The sequence below is a fragment of the Prevotella sp. kh1p2 genome (assembly GCF_900111525.1).
GTDB lineage: Bacteria > Bacteroidota > Bacteroidia > Bacteroidales > Bacteroidaceae > Prevotella.
Genome location: NZ_FOHY01000002.1, coordinates 138,538 through 153,585, shown reverse-complemented (window position 1 = coordinate 153,585; position 15,048 = coordinate 138,538). Strand labels below are relative to the sequence as shown.

General features: G+C 57.2%; 15 protein-coding genes and 1 pseudogene. 7 read left to right on the top strand and 9 right to left on the bottom strand.

Translation table 11 applies throughout. The annotated features are described in order from the left end of the window. Positions 1-81 precede the first annotated feature (81 nt). The 7 genes from nrfA to BMW31_RS01930 form a co-directional block, all read right to left on the bottom strand. The gene (gene nrfA / locus BMW31_RS01965; protein WP_091820442.1) at positions 82-1,578 is read right to left on the bottom strand and encodes an ammonia-forming cytochrome c nitrite reductase; all 1,497 of its coding nucleotides are present in this window, start codon (positions 1,576-1,578) and stop codon (positions 82-84) included. 13 nt (positions 1,579-1,591) lie between these two features. Next, positions 1,592-2,194: a cytochrome c nitrite reductase small subunit gene (gene nrfH, locus BMW31_RS01960; protein ID WP_091820717.1), complete on the bottom strand. Its 603-nt coding sequence runs from the start codon at positions 2,192-2,194 to the stop codon at positions 1,592-1,594. 356 nt (positions 2,195-2,550) lie between these two features. Then, a complete protein-coding gene (gene ruvB, locus BMW31_RS01955; RefSeq protein WP_091820440.1) occupies positions 2,551-3,585 on the bottom strand; it encodes a Holliday junction branch migration DNA helicase RuvB in 1,035 nt (344 codons plus the stop codon). Between the two features lie 148 nt (positions 3,586-3,733). After that, complete coding sequence (gene dusB / locus BMW31_RS01945; protein ID WP_255404785.1) at positions 3,734-4,825, bottom strand: tRNA dihydrouridine synthase DusB; 1,092 nt, start codon at positions 4,823-4,825, stop codon at positions 3,734-3,736. 105 nt (positions 4,826-4,930) lie between these two features. Continuing rightward, positions 4,931-6,058, bottom strand: a complete 1,128-nt coding sequence (gene dprA / locus BMW31_RS01940; RefSeq protein WP_091820437.1) for a DNA-processing protein DprA — start codon at positions 6,056-6,058, stop codon at positions 4,931-4,933. A gap of 6 nt (positions 6,059-6,064) precedes the next feature. Continuing rightward, the gene (locus BMW31_RS01935; RefSeq protein WP_091820434.1) at positions 6,065-6,514 is read right to left on the bottom strand and encodes an acyl-CoA thioesterase; all 450 of its coding nucleotides are present in this window, start codon (positions 6,512-6,514) and stop codon (positions 6,065-6,067) included. 38 nt (positions 6,515-6,552) lie between these two features. Continuing rightward, on the bottom strand, positions 6,553-7,890 hold the full coding sequence (locus tag BMW31_RS01930) for a DUF2851 family protein (protein WP_091820431.1): 1,338 nt from the start codon (positions 7,888-7,890) through the stop codon (positions 6,553-6,555). A 110-nt stretch (positions 7,891-8,000) separates the two neighbouring features. Here BMW31_RS01930 and dapB point away from each other — a divergent pair, with 110 nt between their 5' ends. The 4 genes from dapB to BMW31_RS01910 are packed head-to-tail and all read left to right on the top strand — an operon-like array spanning position 8,001 to position 11,391. Beyond that, positions 8,001-8,756, top strand: a complete 756-nt coding sequence (gene dapB, locus BMW31_RS01925; RefSeq protein ID WP_091820428.1) for a 4-hydroxy-tetrahydrodipicolinate reductase — start codon at positions 8,001-8,003, stop codon at positions 8,754-8,756. Positions 8,757-8,763: 7 nt separating this feature from the next. Beyond that, positions 8,764-10,212: a signal peptidase I gene (gene lepB, locus BMW31_RS01920; protein ID WP_091820426.1), complete on the top strand. Its 1,449-nt coding sequence runs from the start codon at positions 8,764-8,766 to the stop codon at positions 10,210-10,212. 4 nt (positions 10,213-10,216) lie between these two features. Next, on the top strand, positions 10,217-10,735 hold the full coding sequence (gene lepB, locus BMW31_RS01915) for a signal peptidase I (protein ID WP_094148845.1): 519 nt from the start codon (positions 10,217-10,219) through the stop codon (positions 10,733-10,735). After that, positions 10,732-11,391, top strand: coding sequence for a WbqC family protein (locus BMW31_RS01910; RefSeq protein ID WP_091820421.1), 660 nt, complete (start codon positions 10,732-10,734; stop codon positions 11,389-11,391). Before lepB (BMW31_RS01915) ends, BMW31_RS01910 begins: the two co-directional genes overlap by 4 nt. Before the next feature lie 237 nt (positions 11,392-11,628). Here the strand turns inward: BMW31_RS01910 and BMW31_RS01905 are convergent, their stop codons facing one another. Continuing rightward, entirely contained in the window at positions 11,629-11,826 is a 198-nt protein-coding gene (locus tag BMW31_RS01905) for a hypothetical protein (protein ID WP_091820419.1), read from the bottom strand. Positions 11,827-11,845: 19 nt separating this feature from the next. Then, positions 11,846-13,420 (bottom strand): hypothetical protein, encoded by a 1,575-nt coding sequence (locus tag BMW31_RS01900; RefSeq protein ID WP_255404784.1) that lies wholly within the window; start codon positions 13,418-13,420, stop codon positions 11,846-11,848. A gap of 286 nt (positions 13,421-13,706) precedes the next feature. Between BMW31_RS01900 and BMW31_RS13235 the strand changes: the two are divergent. The 3 genes and pseudogenes from BMW31_RS13235 to ybeY form a co-directional block, all read left to right on the top strand. Then, positions 13,707-13,784 (top strand): annotated as a pseudogene (locus BMW31_RS13235) (WbqC family protein); the annotation flags it as partial. Between the two features lie 270 nt (positions 13,785-14,054). Continuing rightward, on the top strand, positions 14,055-14,531 hold the full coding sequence (gene coaD, locus BMW31_RS01895) for a pantetheine-phosphate adenylyltransferase (protein WP_091820715.1): 477 nt from the start codon (positions 14,055-14,057) through the stop codon (positions 14,529-14,531). After that, positions 14,528-14,956: an rRNA maturation RNase YbeY gene (gene ybeY, locus BMW31_RS01890; RefSeq protein ID WP_091820413.1), complete on the top strand. Its 429-nt coding sequence runs from the start codon at positions 14,528-14,530 to the stop codon at positions 14,954-14,956. Before coaD ends, ybeY begins: the two co-directional genes overlap by 4 nt. Positions 14,957-15,048 lie beyond the last annotated feature (92 nt).

Sequence of the window (15,048 nt, the reverse complement as noted above, 5' to 3'; positions counted from 1 at the left end):
AGTTGGTTGGTTGTTAGCTGTCGGCAGGCTGCTGCAGTCTCTCCGCCAAGAGTACGGGGAGACCGCAGCAGCAAAGCCGTTTTACATAGGTTTGGTTATGAAACGTTTGTTCTTGCGGGCCGTCTCTATCCACTTAGGCACGTAGGTGTCGAGGAATTGCTGCTTCTTCTGGTTCAACTTCTTCATGTCAAGACCAATGTACTGCTGGGCTTTGGCCTTGGTCGAGATGTCGGGAAGAGGGATGTCGGCCGTGTATCCGTGACGGGCCACGACCTTGGTAACCTGCAGCTGGGCGTCCTTGGCATACTCCATGGCGTCGGCCAGCAGGCGCATGACCTCCTGTGGAGCATGGAACGGCGCTCCGTGACCTGCCAAGGCATAGTCCCAACGCCACTGACTCTTGCGGATATCCATCAGCGCACGCTCCATTTCTTTTTCCGTTGCACCGTGCTCCCAGGCAAACTTGGCGTAGATGTGGGCATAGGCCAGCTCCTTGTCAACTTTGCCGGCAAAGTCATACACCTTCTTTTCACGCTCGTAGACATTCTCGCGCAGCGTCTCTGCATCCTGCCTGTGGCAGGTCTGGCAGGTACGGTCGATGTTGGCCAAGGGGCTCATGATGTGGTGGTCGGTGTACTTCACGCCGCCTTCCTGCTTGTAGGGCATGTGGCAGTCGGCACAACTCAAGCCGCGTTGTCCGTGTATTCCCTGCTTGAAAATCTCGTATCCAGGGTGCTGGGCCTTAAGTATCTTGGCCTTGGAGAGCGGGTGTATGTAGTCGTAAAAGCCGATGCTGTCGTAATACTCCTCTGCAGCTTCGCAGGTGAGTCCCTTGTCCTGCGGGAACTTCAGGTACTGGTTGTTGTCCTTCTCGAAGTAATATTCGGTGTGACACTGGGCACATACGAGCGAACGCAGCTCCTGATGGCTGGCCTTGCGAACGTCTTTGCCGGCGCGGGCCCATGCCTCGTACAGGGCCGGACGGGCCGGATGCAAATCCATGGTGCGGGCATCGTGGCAGTCGGAGCAGCCCACCGAGTTCACTACTTCCGGTCCCCAGTCGCTCCACTTGGCCCCGTAAAAGGCGCCGATGCCTTTCTCCCGTATCAGTCGGGGCACATCCGGGCCCTTGCAAGTCCAGCAGGTGCCGGGCTGCATGTCGCCTTCGCCGTCGATGCCCGGGTTTCCCGTGCGCAGAATCTTGCGCAAGTCTTCGATGCAGTGGCGGTGACCACGCGGCGTGTTGTACTCACGCGAGAAGGCGTAACCGGCCCAGATGACGCATATCTCGGGATGTGCATCCAGCACGTCGGCCTCCTGCGAGCTGTTGTAACGGCTCACGAACGAGGTATCTTCGGTCATCGACCACGTCTGATATTCACGTGGAAAGTCTTCGGCAAACCTCTCGTTCTGCGCTACAATGGAGTCTGTCATCGGTGTGCGGCGGTTGTTGAACACGCTCACCACCTCGGCTCTGCGCTCCAGAAGTGACGAGCAGAGCAAACCCAACACAAAAACGACGGCCAAGGCTCCACCGAAGAGCAGCCATCCTTGCCATTTTTTCAATTGCTTTGCCATATCTTTCAGGTTTTCATTTACCAACTAATCTCTGCAGCCATTCGGGCACCGGGGAGGGCGGAATGGGCACCTGTGACTCTGCGTAGGGCGTACCGGAGAGCGTGTTCATGCCTCCGTGGGGCACGTTGCGGTGGCAATCCCAGCATGCCATGCCCTCTCCGCGCCTGGCCATCATGTAGTTGACGCGGCCGGTCTTCACGAACTCGGTGTTGAGTTGCGTGTGGCAGCGAATGCAGTTATCCATGATAACTTCGGAACTGGCCTCCTCGGCCATGATTGCCTGCCGTTCGCCGTGGGTCACGAAGTAGCCTACGTGCTTCATGCCGTCCATCCCCTTGAATAAATAATGTGAGGCTATGTTGCCATTAGGCACGTGACAATCGTTGCAGGTGGCATCGCGTCCGTGGCTCGAACGTGACCATGTGGCATAGTAAGGGGCCATGATGTGGCAGTTGACGCATGCCGCCGGGTCGTCGCCTACAACGTAGGTGTGCATCCGGAGCAAGTAGAAGAACAGCAGTCCCAGCCCAACGATGACGCCGGCAAGCACCAGCAGCCCCACCTTTTGCCAGTAGGAGAACTTGTCTTTCAGTGATGTAATCTTGCGCATGTTCATGAGCATCGCAGTTAACTATCGGCAAATATAGGCAAAAAAGCAGGAGGCATTGTCAAGAAACACGAAAAACCATCCTCATAAATGAGGATAATTCAGTTAAGAAACCTTAACTGCACGGCCTCCGCCAGTCTGCAATTTCCCTCTTCATGATGTTTTCCCGGGTTGCTGCACGTGCCTGCAAGTGGTAAGGAACACGGTTTCGGGGAACTTTCGACAAGTGTCGAAAGATCGTGCGACAATTGTCAAACAACCGTGTGACACTTGTCAAAAGTTCCTGAAGGGCAACAGCAGCACCCGCAGCCGGGGTTTGCGCCACTCTTGATTGGGGCCGCCGTCATCCGCGGCCGGTGCTCCCGTTAGCCGAACAGGTCAGGTTCAACCACGTTGCCGGCAAAGGGATTGCGGCCTAAGTGGTCGTAGGCAAGGCGTGTGGCCATACGACCGCGGGGCGTGCGCTTGATGAACCCCTCCATAATGAGGAAGGGTTCGTACACTTCCTCCACCGTTCCCGCATCCTCGCCTATGGCGGTGGCAATGGTCGATACGCCCACGGGGCCGCCGCGGAACTTGTCGATGATGGTGAGAAGTATCTTGTTGTCAATCTCGTCAAGCCCGTACCGGTCTATGTTGAGAGCCTGCAGCGCCACCTTGGCAATGTCGGCCGTGATGCGCCCATTGCCCTTTACCTGGGCAAAGTCGCGTACCCGGCGCAGCAAGGCGTTGGCTATACGCGGCGTTCCTCGGCTGCGCCGGCTAATCTCTACGGCCGCATCATCGTCTATAGGCACCTTGAGCAGGCGCGCGCTGCGGTGCAGGATGCGCTGCAACGTCTCGGGTTCGTAGTACTCCAAGTGCAGGTTGATGCCGAAGCGGGCACGCAGCGGAGCCGTGAGCAGACCGCTGCGCGTGGTGGCGCCCACGAGGGTAAAGGGGTTGAGGTCTATCTGGATGGAGCGGGCGGAGGGGCCTTTGTCTATCATGATGTCTATCCGGTAGTCCTCCATAGCCGAGTAGAGATACTCTTCCACCACAGGAGAGAGGCGGTGAATCTCGTCTATGAAGAGCACGTCGTTGGGCTCCAGCGAGGTCAGGATGCCAGCGAGGTCGCCCGGTTTGTCGAGCACCGGGCCGCTTGTGAGCTTGAAGCCCACGCCCAGCTCGTTGGCAATGATGTTGCTCAAGGTGGTCTTGCCCAGTCCCGGAGGTCCGTGCAGGAGTGTGTGGTCGAGCGGCTCGCCGCGGTACTTGGCGGCCTCCACGAACACTTCCAGGTTCTCCACGACCTTCTGCTGGCCAGCGAAATCCTCGAATTTCAGTGGCCGCAGCGCGTTCTCAAAGTCCTTCTCGGCCGAGCTGAGCTGTTCTTCTCTGATGTCAAAATCTTCTGCCATTCCGTTTCCTTGTCCTTTTTTGTTTTGGCAAAGATACTGATTTTATTTGTAACCCGGCGGTTTTGCGGCCGAAAAGTGGCCCCTGCCGGCCCTCCGGAACCTTTTCTCGGGCTGTGCGTAGAGCCGTTTCGCCCTGCGTCCTGACGGTTTACCGGCCGGCCAGGCGCTGCCTGCAGTCTTCCAGAATGGCCACCAGCTCGGCCGTGGTGGAGGCGCGGAGCATGGCGATACGCGTCTGGCGGAAGTCGGGTATGCCCTTGAAGATGGGGCTGGCGGCCAGATGCCGGCGCGTGTGCAGTATGCCCCGGTACTCGTCTATGCGCTCCACGTTGATGCGTAACTGCTCTTCCAGGATGTCAATCTTATCGTTCAGGGTGATGGGTGATGGGTGTTGGGTGGCGGGTGATGGGTGTTGGGTGTTGGGTGATGGGTGATGGGTGGGGGGTGATGGGTGGGGGGTGATGGGTGATGGGTGATGGGCGGGGGGTGATGAAGGGTGCCGGGAGTCGATGAAATCGCGCATTTCCTTGAATATCCAGGGGCAACCGAAGGTGGCGCGGCCCACCATCACGGCATCTACGCCGTAGCGGTTGAAAGCCTCCTCGGCCTCCTCGGGGGTGGTGATGTCGCCGTTGCCGATGATGGGAATGTGGATGCGGGGGTTGCGTTTCACCTCGCCAATGAGCGTCCAGTCGGCCTGCCCGGTGTACATCTGGCTGCGTGTGCGGCCGTGGATGGTAAGAGCCCGGATGCCGCAGTCCTGCAGCTGTTCGGCCAGCGAGGTGATGATGAGGTTGTCATGGTCCCATCCCAGGCGCGTCTTTACCGTTACCGGCGTGTTCACAGCCTTCACCACGGCGCGCGTGATGTCAAGCATCAGGGGGATGTTCTTCAGCATTCCGGCCCCTGCTCCCTTGCCGGCAACCTTCTTAACGGGGCAGCCGAAGTTCAGATCGATGACGTCGGGCCCCGCCTGTTCCACTATCCGGGCGGCCTCCACCATTGAGTCCACGTCGCGACCGTAAATCTGTATGCCCACCGGTCGTTCCTCTTCGTTGATTACCATCTTGTCGAGCGTCGACTTGATGCTGCGTACCACGGCGTCTGCCGATACGAACTCGGTGTACACCATGGCCGCACCAAACCGCTTGCAGAGCATGCGGAAGCCAACGTCGGTTACGTCTTCCATGGGCGCGAGGAATACCGGGCGCTCTCCAAAGTCTATGTTTCCTATCTTCATTTCCGGCTACAAAGGTAGCAATTTGTCGGCAGTTGCACGACTGTACGCCTGTTTTTATTCTCTTCTTACCTATCCGCCGCGGGTGCGGAAGCCGTAAGAGAGGCCTCAACCCAGCAGGTGGTACATGCCGCCGGCAAGCGTGCGGACAACTCCCTTCATCTCGAGAGCGAAGAGAAGAGCCGTGAGCCGGCCCACGGGAAGGCCGGTGCGGGCGGCCAGGATGTTTACCTGCAGGTCGTTGGTGCGCTGCAGCAGGCCGACTATCTGCTGCTCCTCGGCCGAGAGATCGGGAAAAAGCTGGCGCTCAATGCCCTCTGCCCGGGCCTTCTGCAGGGCGGCATCGTCCTGCCATCCCATGGCTTTCACGAAGTCGGCGGCGCCGGATATGAGCGCTGCACCATTGTCGCGGATAAGGTTGTTGCATCCTTGGCTGTACGTGGCGCTTACATTTCCGGGGAATGCAAACACGTCGCGGCCGTAGCTCTGGGCAATACCGCAGGTGATGAGGCCGCCACCCTTGGCCGCACTCTCTACGAGGATGCAGGCGTCGGAGATGCCGGCAACGATGCGGTTGCGCCTTACGAAGTTCATCTTGTCGGCGTTGGTGCAGGTCAGGAACTCGGTTATCAATCCGCCGTTTTCCACCATTTCATCGGCCGTTTGTCGGTGGTGGGGCGGGTAGAGGTCGTCGAGCCCGTGTGCCAACACGCCCACCGTGGGGTATCCATTGGCCAGTGCGTTGCGGTGAGCATGGATATCGATGCCGTAGGCCAGCCCGCTCACGATGAGCACTGACGGGCACAAGGCCCGCAACTCGGCCATGAAGCGGCGCACGAGGTCCTGTCCGTAGGCCGTGCAGTGGCGTGTTCCGACGATGCACACCACCTTCGGCTGATTCAGGTTGGCCGTTCCGCGGTAGAAGAGCACAAGGGGAGCGTCGGCGCAGTCCTTCATCCGCTGCGGATAACGGTCGTCCGAGAGGCACAGCGGCTGCACTCCGTGCTGCTGGTCCCACTCAAACTCGGCCTCGGCACGGTGCAGCGGCTCCGCCACATCTCTGAAGGCAGCCACGAGTCGGGGCGAGGCATCGGGCAGAATGTCGCGTATGTCGTTGCGATGCTCGAACACCACCGTTGCCGAACCGAGCCGGCGGTACAGCTCGAGCATGCCCGCAAGGTTGAAGTAGTTGATGCGCGTGAGGGCTATGGTGTTGATGATTTCCTGCTGGTCCATGCCGTTTTACTTCAGATAGGGGGCAAAGGCGCGGTCGTAGTCATCGCTGTTGCCCAGCCGACCGTTGATGAGGCACACCAGTTCGACGGTACTCTTGAAGCACAGACGCTCGTCGACGGCGCGGTAGATGTCCTGGTTGAAGACGTAGCGCAGGCCCTCCTTGCGCAGTCCCAGGCGCGAGATGAACTCGTCGTCGCACCTGAGCGGCGTCTTGTACTGCAGGTTCATGCGCGCCACCACGGCGTCTACGCCCTGCTCGTGCATCTTGGAGAAGCTCAAGCCCGTGGAGAGCAGGAAGAGGTGGCGGGTGTGTTCGATGTAGTGCAGGTAGTTGGCATTGTTCACAATACCCTGTATGTCGCACTCGTAATCACGCACTTCCATGCGCGTTTCGTAGATGTAGGGGGGCTTCTTCCGGCCTTCGCGGGGGGTAGGAGACTGTGTTGTATCGTTCATTCTTATCTGTTATTTGATGTTGGATGATGGATTGCAGGTTACAACTCCTCTCCTTCGGGGAGGCCGGGAGGGGTCGTTCTTGTCTTTGCTTTTAAATACTCGTAGCCTATCCTGCACCGCAGGCAGTCCTTGCGGTCGCAGTATTGCGCCTTCAGTTGGATGAGTGCCTGCGAGTCGCCGGCGTTTTCAACGGGCATGCCACAGTCCTGCCACATCCTTACAATGTGGTTGTTTTCGGCTTTCAGCTGCTCCAGAAAGTCGAAGGCACGGTCGCACAGCGCCTCGTTCAGCAAGTGGCGGCCGTACGCAAAGAGCATGGGAATGGCGGTGTTTATCATGAGCAGGTTCAGCGAAGCTGGCGAGAGGCTCTTCTCGCTCTTGGCACTGGGCGTGCCGAAGCCGTAGTGCGTGCGCCAGTAAGGTGTGACGGCCGACTTCAGCAGCTGCCTCATCTGCTCCGCGGTTTCGCACTCCACGAGGCTGCTTAGCCCCGCCTGGCGGTGGTAGTAGAGGTTGGCAAGCTGGGCGATGCGTATGTGCGGGAAGTTGGCAGGCCGCAGTCGGAGGAAGCGCCACAGCCTGTAATCAATGGGTTTGAGCCCGAATTTATGGCTCAAATAGGCGTACTCGGCGCTCAGTCGGATGAAGTAAGGGTCGCGTAGCGCCTCTTCGCGGTGGCGGGAGGGAATGGATTCAGGCTCAAGAAGTCCGGCCTGGCCCATGAAGATGGCCTCTGTCTGGAACAAGTCGTCGCGATGGTGGGCCACGGCAGATAGCGGCACGGAGCGTGCCCAGGCCTCGAAGGCCTCGCCGTTGATGCCGAAGCCGTAGTTGCGGGCCAAGGTCACGAAGTATGCAGCTTCCCAGTCGCCGTTGCAATCGGCCACCCGCGCCTTGATGGCAGCGGTCTTCTGCTCCAGTCTTTCGGTCTGCAGGGCGCTCATCCAGCTGTGTACGGTGAGCCGGCTGAGGCGGGGAATGATGGCGTAGCAGGGCGGATAGCGGTCGATAGTGAGCAATTCGCGGTACTGCTTGCTTACTGCAGCGGGCACGCTGAGCTGCATCTGCGGCGGCAACTGCCCCGAGTGGGTGCGTGCCTGGGCATCAATGACGCCTGCCACGTGCAGGATTACGTTGTCGTAGTGGGCGTCACGGTCGTGTCCATGGACAAACCAGTCGCTGGCCTTGTCGTGTATTTCAACGTTGCCCACCCACACCGTGCCGTCAATCTTTACCTTGGCATTGAAGAAGTCGGGGCCGGCGTTCGTGTTGTGGAGCCCCGGGTCAATCACTTCTACGGTCTTGTGTCCGGTCGTTTCCATGTCTCCCAAGGGGAAGAGCCTGTGTTTCCAGCAGTAATGTAACAGTTCCTCCATGCGCTGTTTACGGTCTATTTATGAATGCAAAGCTACATAAAAAATTCGTAATAGTTAGGTGTAAGCGAGAAAAAATCGTTATCTTTGCGGAATATTTAATTCGAATGAATATGAAGATTGCTTTAATCGGCTACGGCAAGATGGGCAAGATGATAGAACAAATAGCCAAAGACCGTGGCCACCAGATTGTCAGTATCATTGATGTTGACAATCAGGAGGATTTCGACTCGCCTGAATTTGCATCGGCGGATGTAGCCATTGAGTTTACCAATCCTACCTCGGCATACGCCAACTACCTGCGTGCGTTCAGCCACAACGTGAAGGTCGTGAGCGGTTCTACGGGCTGGATGAAGGACCACAAGGCCGAAGTGGAGGCGCTGACCCGCGACGGCAAGCAGACTCTCTTTTGGGCTTCAAACTTCAGTATAGGCGTGGCCATCTTCGCTGCTGTCAACAAGTATCTGGCCCGCATCATGAATGCGTTCCCGCAGTACGATGTCCGCATGGAGGAAACTCACCACGTACACAAGCTCGATGCGCCGTCGGGAACGGCCATCACGCTGGCCGAGGACATTGTCGATAGCCTCGACCGCAAGTCTTCCTGGGTAAAGGGAACCTTCCTGGCAGCCGACGGCACCACGACCGGCAAGGCCGAGGCGGCGCCCGATGAGATAGCTATAGACAGCGTGCGCCGTGGAGAAGTGCCCGGCATTCATACCGTAACGTACGACTCCGAGGCCGACCGCATCACCATAACCCACGATGCCCACAGCCGCAAAGGCTTCGCTCTGGGAGCCGTCCTGGCTGCAGAGTACACGCAAAACCATACCGGATTACTAACTACATCTGATTTGTTCAAATTCTGACACAGCAATGATTGACAAGGAAAAAAGGCAACTGAACATGAAGGTACAATGGGCCAAGTTTGCCATTGTACTGCTTTTGTATCTCATCTTCCTCTTTTGGGTGAAGAGTTGGTGGGGCTTAATCGTCGTTCCTTTTATCTACGACGCTTATATAACCAAACGAATACGCTGGCAATGGTGGAAAGACAGCGAGCGCCCTGTGCGCTTCCTGATGAGCTGGGTCGATGCACTGGTGTTCGCGTTGGTGGCCGTCTACTTCATCAACCAGTTCTTTTTCCAGAACTACGTCATCCCTTCATCATCGCTGGAGAAGAGCCTCCTCACCGGCGATTACCTCTTCGTGAGCAAGGTGAGCTACGGTCCGCGCATCCCGCAGACCCCCCTCACCATGCCGCTTACACAGCACACGCTGCCCATTATCAAGACTAAAAGCTACATAGACTGGCCCCACTGGGACTACAGACGCGTGAAGGGGCTGGGCCATGTGAAGCTGAACGACATCGTGGTGTTCAACTATCCCGCCGGCGATACCATCGTGAGCGAGGAACGGTGGCAGGCAGCAGACTTCTACCAGATGGCCTATTCCTTCGGTCAGCAGATTGACCAGCAGAACAATCCCAACCCCGTAGACCCCTCGACGCTCAATGCACAGGAACAGCACGATTACTTCGCCCGCCTTTATGCCATCGGGCGAAACTACATAGCCAACAATCCAAACGAGTACGGCGACATCAGCAGCCGGCCCACCGACCGCCGCGAGAACTACGTCAAGCGCTGTGTGGGACTGCCGGGGCAGACACTCCAGATTAAGAACCGCATCGTGTACCTCGACGGCAAGCCCAACAAAGAGCCCGAGAACGTGCAGTACACCTACTACGTGAAGCTGAAACGGGACATCCCCGACGATGTGCTGAAGGAGCTCGGCATCTCGATGGAAGACCTCACGAGCCTGAACCAGAGCGGCTACATGCCCCTTACGAAACACGCCGTGGCTTATCTCAAGGGCCGCAAGGACCTGGTGCAGAGCATCCGACTGAATACAGATGCCACCACGGGCGACCTCTATCCGCTCAACGCCGTTACCGGCTGGACGCGCGACAACTACGGACCCGTGTGGATACCCAAGCGAGGAGCCACCGTGCAGCTAAGCCTGAAGAACATCGCCCTCTACGAGCGCCCCATCCGGGTGTACGAGAACAACGAGCTGACCGTTAAGAACAACCAGATTTACATCAACGGACGGCTCGCCCACAGCTATACTTTCAAGATGGACTACTACTGGATGATGGGCGACAACCGCCACAACTCGGCCGACTCACGCTACTGGGGCTTCGTGCCCGAGGACCATATCGTGGGCAAGCCTATCTTCATCTGGTGGTCTTCCGACCCCGACCGCAAGGGCTTCGGAGGCGTTCGGTGGAGCCGACTGTTCCGCTGGGTCGACGATATCAAATAGAAACATGAGGAATGCCTTCAAGTTTCTGATGGCGCTACTGGTCACTTGCTTGCTCATGCTGGTCTTTCGCGCCCTGGCATTCACCATCTACACAGTACCTGACAAGAGCCTGGAGCCACAGCTGCTCCGGGGCGACAGGGTGATGGTGAACCGCTGGAGCTATGGCCTGCGCACCGGAGGCAGCTCCTTCTTCAGATACTCGCGCGTGATGAGAAGGCCCGTGCGCAAGGGCGACTTCATTGCTTTCGACAACCCCGACAGCCTCAACAGCTGCGTGCTCCTGGGCCGCGTGTGCGCCGTTCCGGGCGATACCATCACGGCCTACGGCAAGGCTTTCGTCATTCCCGCCGACTGTCAGCTGTGCGAGTACGCAGTCCGCAGCCACTATCTGGTCCACTCCGCCGCCGGCCGCAGCCAGCTGCTGGTACCCGAACGCAACATTATTGGCCGCGCATTCGTTGTGGTTTACAACCTCGACGGCTACCACCTGCGCCGCGACCGCCTGCTACGCCCCATCCCATGACCACAGCCCTGCTTTCTTCCACCTACTTCGGGCCCGTGCAGTGGTACCAGAAGCTGGTCCGATACGACGTGTGCCTGCTCGAGCGCCACGACAACTACGTGAAGCAGACCTACCGCAACCGCTGCGTCATAGCGGCCGTCAACGGCCCGCAGACGCTCACCGTGCCCATTCAAAGGTACGAGAATGCGAAGTGCCTGATGCGCGACGTACGCATCAGCAACCACGGCAACTGGCGCCACCTGCACTGGAACGCGCTGCTCTCGGCCTACGGCGAGAGCCCGTTCTTTGATTACTATGCCGACGACCTGCGCCCTTTCTTCGAGCGCAAGTGGGAGTTTCTCTTCGATTTCAACCTCGAGCTTACGCACTGCATCTGCCGGTTGCTCGACATAGAGCCCACCATCAGGCCTACCGAAACGTACGTAGGCACGGCCGATGCGCCCGCTCCCGAGGGCAGCTGCAGCCCGGAAAGCCAGCCCGCGGCGCCCTTCGCCGATTTCCGCGACGCCATCCGCCCCAAGCATCCCCTGCCCGATGCCGCCTTCCGGCCCCGCCCTTACTACCAGGTCTACCGCCTCCGCCATGGCTTCCTGCCCAACCTCAGCATCCTCGACCTGCTCTTCAACGAGGGCAACGAGGCCGTGCTGTACCTCTGATAAGCACAAAAAAACAACCCGAATGTATCTTCTTGGAACTTGCGACAAGTGTCGAACGAATGTGTGACACCTGTCTGATAATCGTGCGACACTTGTCGAAAGTTCCCGCAAGCCTGCTTTCTTTCCCCGAAAGGGTGCAAACGAGACCGCAAGAAAAGCCCCGCTCCGGCCTTTACTTGAACGAAAGGCGGAAGCGGGGCTTGTTACCGGGACGGCCTGCAAGCCGCAGGGCAACTGCTACTGTTGCTCCCAGACATCGTATTTGGGCAGTTCCTCGGTTTCAAAGAATTTGCCCGGCTTCGACTCGAAGCCTCCTACTTCTTCATCGCCGCCTACGGGAACGCCGCTCTGATTACCGAACTTGTCGTCCAGCAGTTGGTCGCCAAGGTTCAGCTTCACTATCTCACATGCGGGTAATAGATATGTCTTTTTCATATTTCGTTTCCTCCCTTACTTATTTAATGATAACTTTCTTTCCGTTCACGATGTAGATGCCCTTGCCCGGATTTGTCACTCGGCGGCCCTGCAGGTCGTAGATAACGGCATGGTTCAGGTTTTCGGCAGGCGTTTCTATCTGCTCTATGCCCGTTGTAGAGCCGTCCTCGAACATGAGGTAGAAGCCTTTGGCCTGTGCCTCGGCATCGGTAAGCACGAGAAAAGCCTTGTTACCCGGAATGGTTGTTACGTTGCTGCTCACCTTATAGAAGCCTATGGGGTTCTTGGCATCGCTGGTACTGATGTTGAAAGCGCGCAGGTTGCTGTACGTAACGGCATGAGTGGCCCCTGTGCCGTCAGTAGCAGTCATGCCGCTGATGGCTGTCGCGAAGAAGTTACCGCACAGTCGGTTGCTGCTGGTGGCAGGTTCTTCCGTCCCGGTGGGCAGCAGTTGGTTGTCGGCCACGTTCTCCGACGGGCACTCCAGCACCACTGCAGTCTGCGCAGGCACAACAGTTCCTGCTCCGCCGAGGCTCTTTACGCGGGCGAAAGCGTAGCCATTGGCATCTTTCTCGTTCACGCCTTCAATGGTGTAGGCCGTCATGTCGCCCACAATCTGGAACGGGAAGTCGGTGTAGAGGGTGGTGTAGTACTTGCCGTTGAGGCCCTTCATCTTGGCCGAAGGCTTCACGCTGAAGTAATTGTCAGCGTCAACTTTCTCCAATATCCACATGCCGGCATCGCCTGCTGCAGGCAGTTCGGGGCCCCAGTAGTTGTCGGCGTTGTTGTTGGCAAAGTCGAATTCAGCTTTTGAACCGTCGTATTCGTTGTGTGCGGTGCCTGTAGGATTGTTCGGATCGTAGGCAGTTTGGTTCGTATCTACTTTGTTGATGCCGCCCGAGATGAGGTAGTAGGTCATGCCGTTGTGTATGCGATCGTTGTCGATATATCCCTTTACGAGTTGCGTCATGGCATTGTCGGCGCCGAAGGTGGCAACTATCTTCCCGTAAGCCAGCTGTTCCACGGCCTTCCAGGTTGCCGTAGCGTCGCCGCGTTCAAGCGCTGCTTTCAAGTCAGGATATGAGTCCAGGGCACCTCCGGCGAATGGACCCCAAGTCTTCCAGAAGTCAACCAGCGGCTGCATAGACGGCACTGTGGCGTACGCATAGTAGGCTGCACGGCCGTCGCTGGTAGTAACCGGCTTCATGTGCATGTTCAGATCCCACTTGTCAAGGACATCGTTCTCAAAGATGCTATAGGCGAATTGCGCAAGAGCATCACTGCCCAATTTCTCTTTTAGCTTAGCTTTCAGCTCCGTACGCACCTTGTCCAGTGCCGGCAGCAGGTACCCGTTGATGACGTCGACGCCCTGCGAGCGAAGTGTTTTTACATTGTACACGGCCTCTGCATTGATGGTAGTGTCGGCTACATTGAGGTGAATAACGGTGCCGGGAAGCGTCACAGCCTCGTCGTGAGTGGCGTTGGGCTGAGCTTCGTACTTGCCTGTAACGTACACATACTGCTTTCCGTCCGCACGGGTTGCAGCGTTCTTGATACGATAGTATCCGTCAGTAATTGATGTAACTTGAGCCATCAAGCCTGTAGAGCATAACCCTGCGAGGACTGACACAATTAAACGTAAATTGTTTCTCATAAGCGTTGTATTTAAAAATTATATTAACTCTCCTTTAAAAAGCAGTGTGTGGTCAACTTAGTTCGGTAAATACAATTTACCGCAATATTAGCTTTTATTTTGTTAGGTTGGATGATTTAGGGCTGAAAATATGATTTCCGTTAACTTTTTATAAGTTTTTCGCACTTTATTTTAACATCAGTTTGTTGATTTGAAAAGTATAAATAAATTAACAAGTTGCTGCCTCCGCCACGGCTTCCTGCCCAACCTCAGCATCCTCGACCTGCTCTTCAACGAGGGCAACGAGGCCGTGCTGTACCTCTGATTATCATCCCCGGCAGCCTGTTTAGCCATCCTTCACAGAACCGCCTGTACAAAGGCGCTGCGGAAGATGTATCGTTCAAGCCCCTTGGAGGTGCCATTCGGCAGCCTTGGAGATATGCTTCAAGCTCCTTGAACGGCACCTCCGTCCGGGCCCCTGCCGGCAGGGCAGTAGGCAGCACCATTCCTCCGCCATGCTACGGCCTGCCGAATTTGTTGGCCGAATAGTTACGCAATTCAAATAAATATTGTACTTTTGCATCAAAACAAGATGATGAAGACAGGACTGTTTGTAGGAAGTTTCGACCCCTACACCATCGGGCACCATTCCGTGGTGAGGCGGGCGCTGCCGCTGTTCGATAAAATCGTAATCGGCGTGGGCGTGAACCCGGAGAAGAAATACGCCTTTACGAGCGAGCAGCGCGTGCAGGCAATCAAGGAAATCTATGCCGACGAGCCCCGCATAGAGGTCGTGGCGTACGCCGATTTGGCCATAGACCTGGCCCAAAGGGTGGGCGCCGGGTTCCTCATCAAGGGCGTGCGCAACGTCAGAGACTTTGAGTACGAGCGCGACCAGGCCGACTTTAACCGCACCATGGGCGGCGTAGAAACGCTCCTGCTCTTTACGGAGCCCGCGCTGCAGGGCATCAGTTCCACGCTGGTAAGGGAGATGAAGCACTTCGGCAAGGACACTTCGGCCTTCGTTCCAAAGAAGAACGATGAAACAACAGCTAACAGCGAAGCAGAATGATAACATACAACGCAGACGGCGTTAAGATGCCGGACATCAGGAAACGGGCCACTACGGCCTGGATTAAGGCCGTGGCCGCCACCTACGGACGCAAGGTGGGGGAGATTGGCTACATGTTCGTGAGCGACGAGAAGATACTCGAGGTGAACAACGAATACCTGGGCCACGATTACTATACGGACATCATCACCTTCGATTACGATGAGGGCGACGTCATCAACGGCGACATCGTAATCTCTCTGGACACCGTTCGCACCAACGCCGAGCAGTTCGGCAAGGAGTATGCCGACGAACTGCACCGCGTCATCATACACGGAGTGCTGCACCTGTGCGGCATCAACGACAAGGGCCCCGGCGAGCGTGAGGTCATGGAAGCGGCCGAGAATGCCGCCCTCGACATGCTCCGCTCCATGCCTGCCCGGTAGCGGCAAGGCTCTGTTCTCCGGTCCATCATCCCCTCCTAACCTCCCCTTTCTAAGGTGAGGAACCATCAGCTGCATTTCCACTAACAAGAAAC

Bases quoted from the DNA above. Each gene is read 5' to 3' on its own strand.
- nrfA (WP_091820442.1), bottom strand. From the start codon at position 1,578: ATGGCAAAGCAATTGAAAAAATGGCAAGGATGGCTGCTCTTCGGTGGA.
- nrfH (WP_091820717.1), bottom strand. From the start codon at position 2,194: ATGAACATGCGCAAGATTACATCACTGAAAGACAAGTTCTCCTACTGG.
- ruvB (WP_091820440.1), bottom strand. From the start codon at position 3,585: ATGGCAGAAGATTTTGACATCAGAGAAGAACAGCTCAGCTCGGCCGAG.
- dusB (WP_255404785.1), bottom strand. From the start codon at position 4,825: ATGAAGATAGGAAACATAGACTTTGGAGAGCGCCCGGTATTCCTCGCG.
- dprA (WP_091820437.1), bottom strand. From the start codon at position 6,058: ATGGACCAGCAGGAAATCATCAACACCATAGCCCTCACGCGCATCAAC.
- BMW31_RS01935 (WP_091820434.1), bottom strand. From the start codon at position 6,514: ATGAACGATACAACACAGTCTCCTACCCCCCGCGAAGGCCGGAAGAAG.
- BMW31_RS01930 (WP_091820431.1), bottom strand. From the start codon at position 7,890: ATGGAGGAACTGTTACATTACTGCTGGAAACACAGGCTCTTCCCCTTG.
- dapB (WP_091820428.1), top strand. From the start codon at position 8,001: ATGAAGATTGCTTTAATCGGCTACGGCAAGATGGGCAAGATGATAGAA.
- lepB (WP_091820426.1), top strand. From the start codon at position 8,764: ATGATTGACAAGGAAAAAAGGCAACTGAACATGAAGGTACAATGGGCC.
- lepB (WP_094148845.1), top strand. From the start codon at position 10,217: ATGAGGAATGCCTTCAAGTTTCTGATGGCGCTACTGGTCACTTGCTTG.
- BMW31_RS01910 (WP_091820421.1), top strand. From the start codon at position 10,732: ATGACCACAGCCCTGCTTTCTTCCACCTACTTCGGGCCCGTGCAGTGG.
- BMW31_RS01905 (WP_091820419.1), bottom strand. From the start codon at position 11,826: ATGAAAAAGACATATCTATTACCCGCATGTGAGATAGTGAAGCTGAAC.
- BMW31_RS01900 (WP_255404784.1), bottom strand. From the start codon at position 13,420: ATGGCTCAAGTTACATCAATTACTGACGGATACTATCGTATCAAGAAC.
- coaD (WP_091820715.1), top strand. From the start codon at position 14,055: ATGAAGACAGGACTGTTTGTAGGAAGTTTCGACCCCTACACCATCGGG.
- ybeY (WP_091820413.1), top strand. From the start codon at position 14,528: ATGATAACATACAACGCAGACGGCGTTAAGATGCCGGACATCAGGAAA.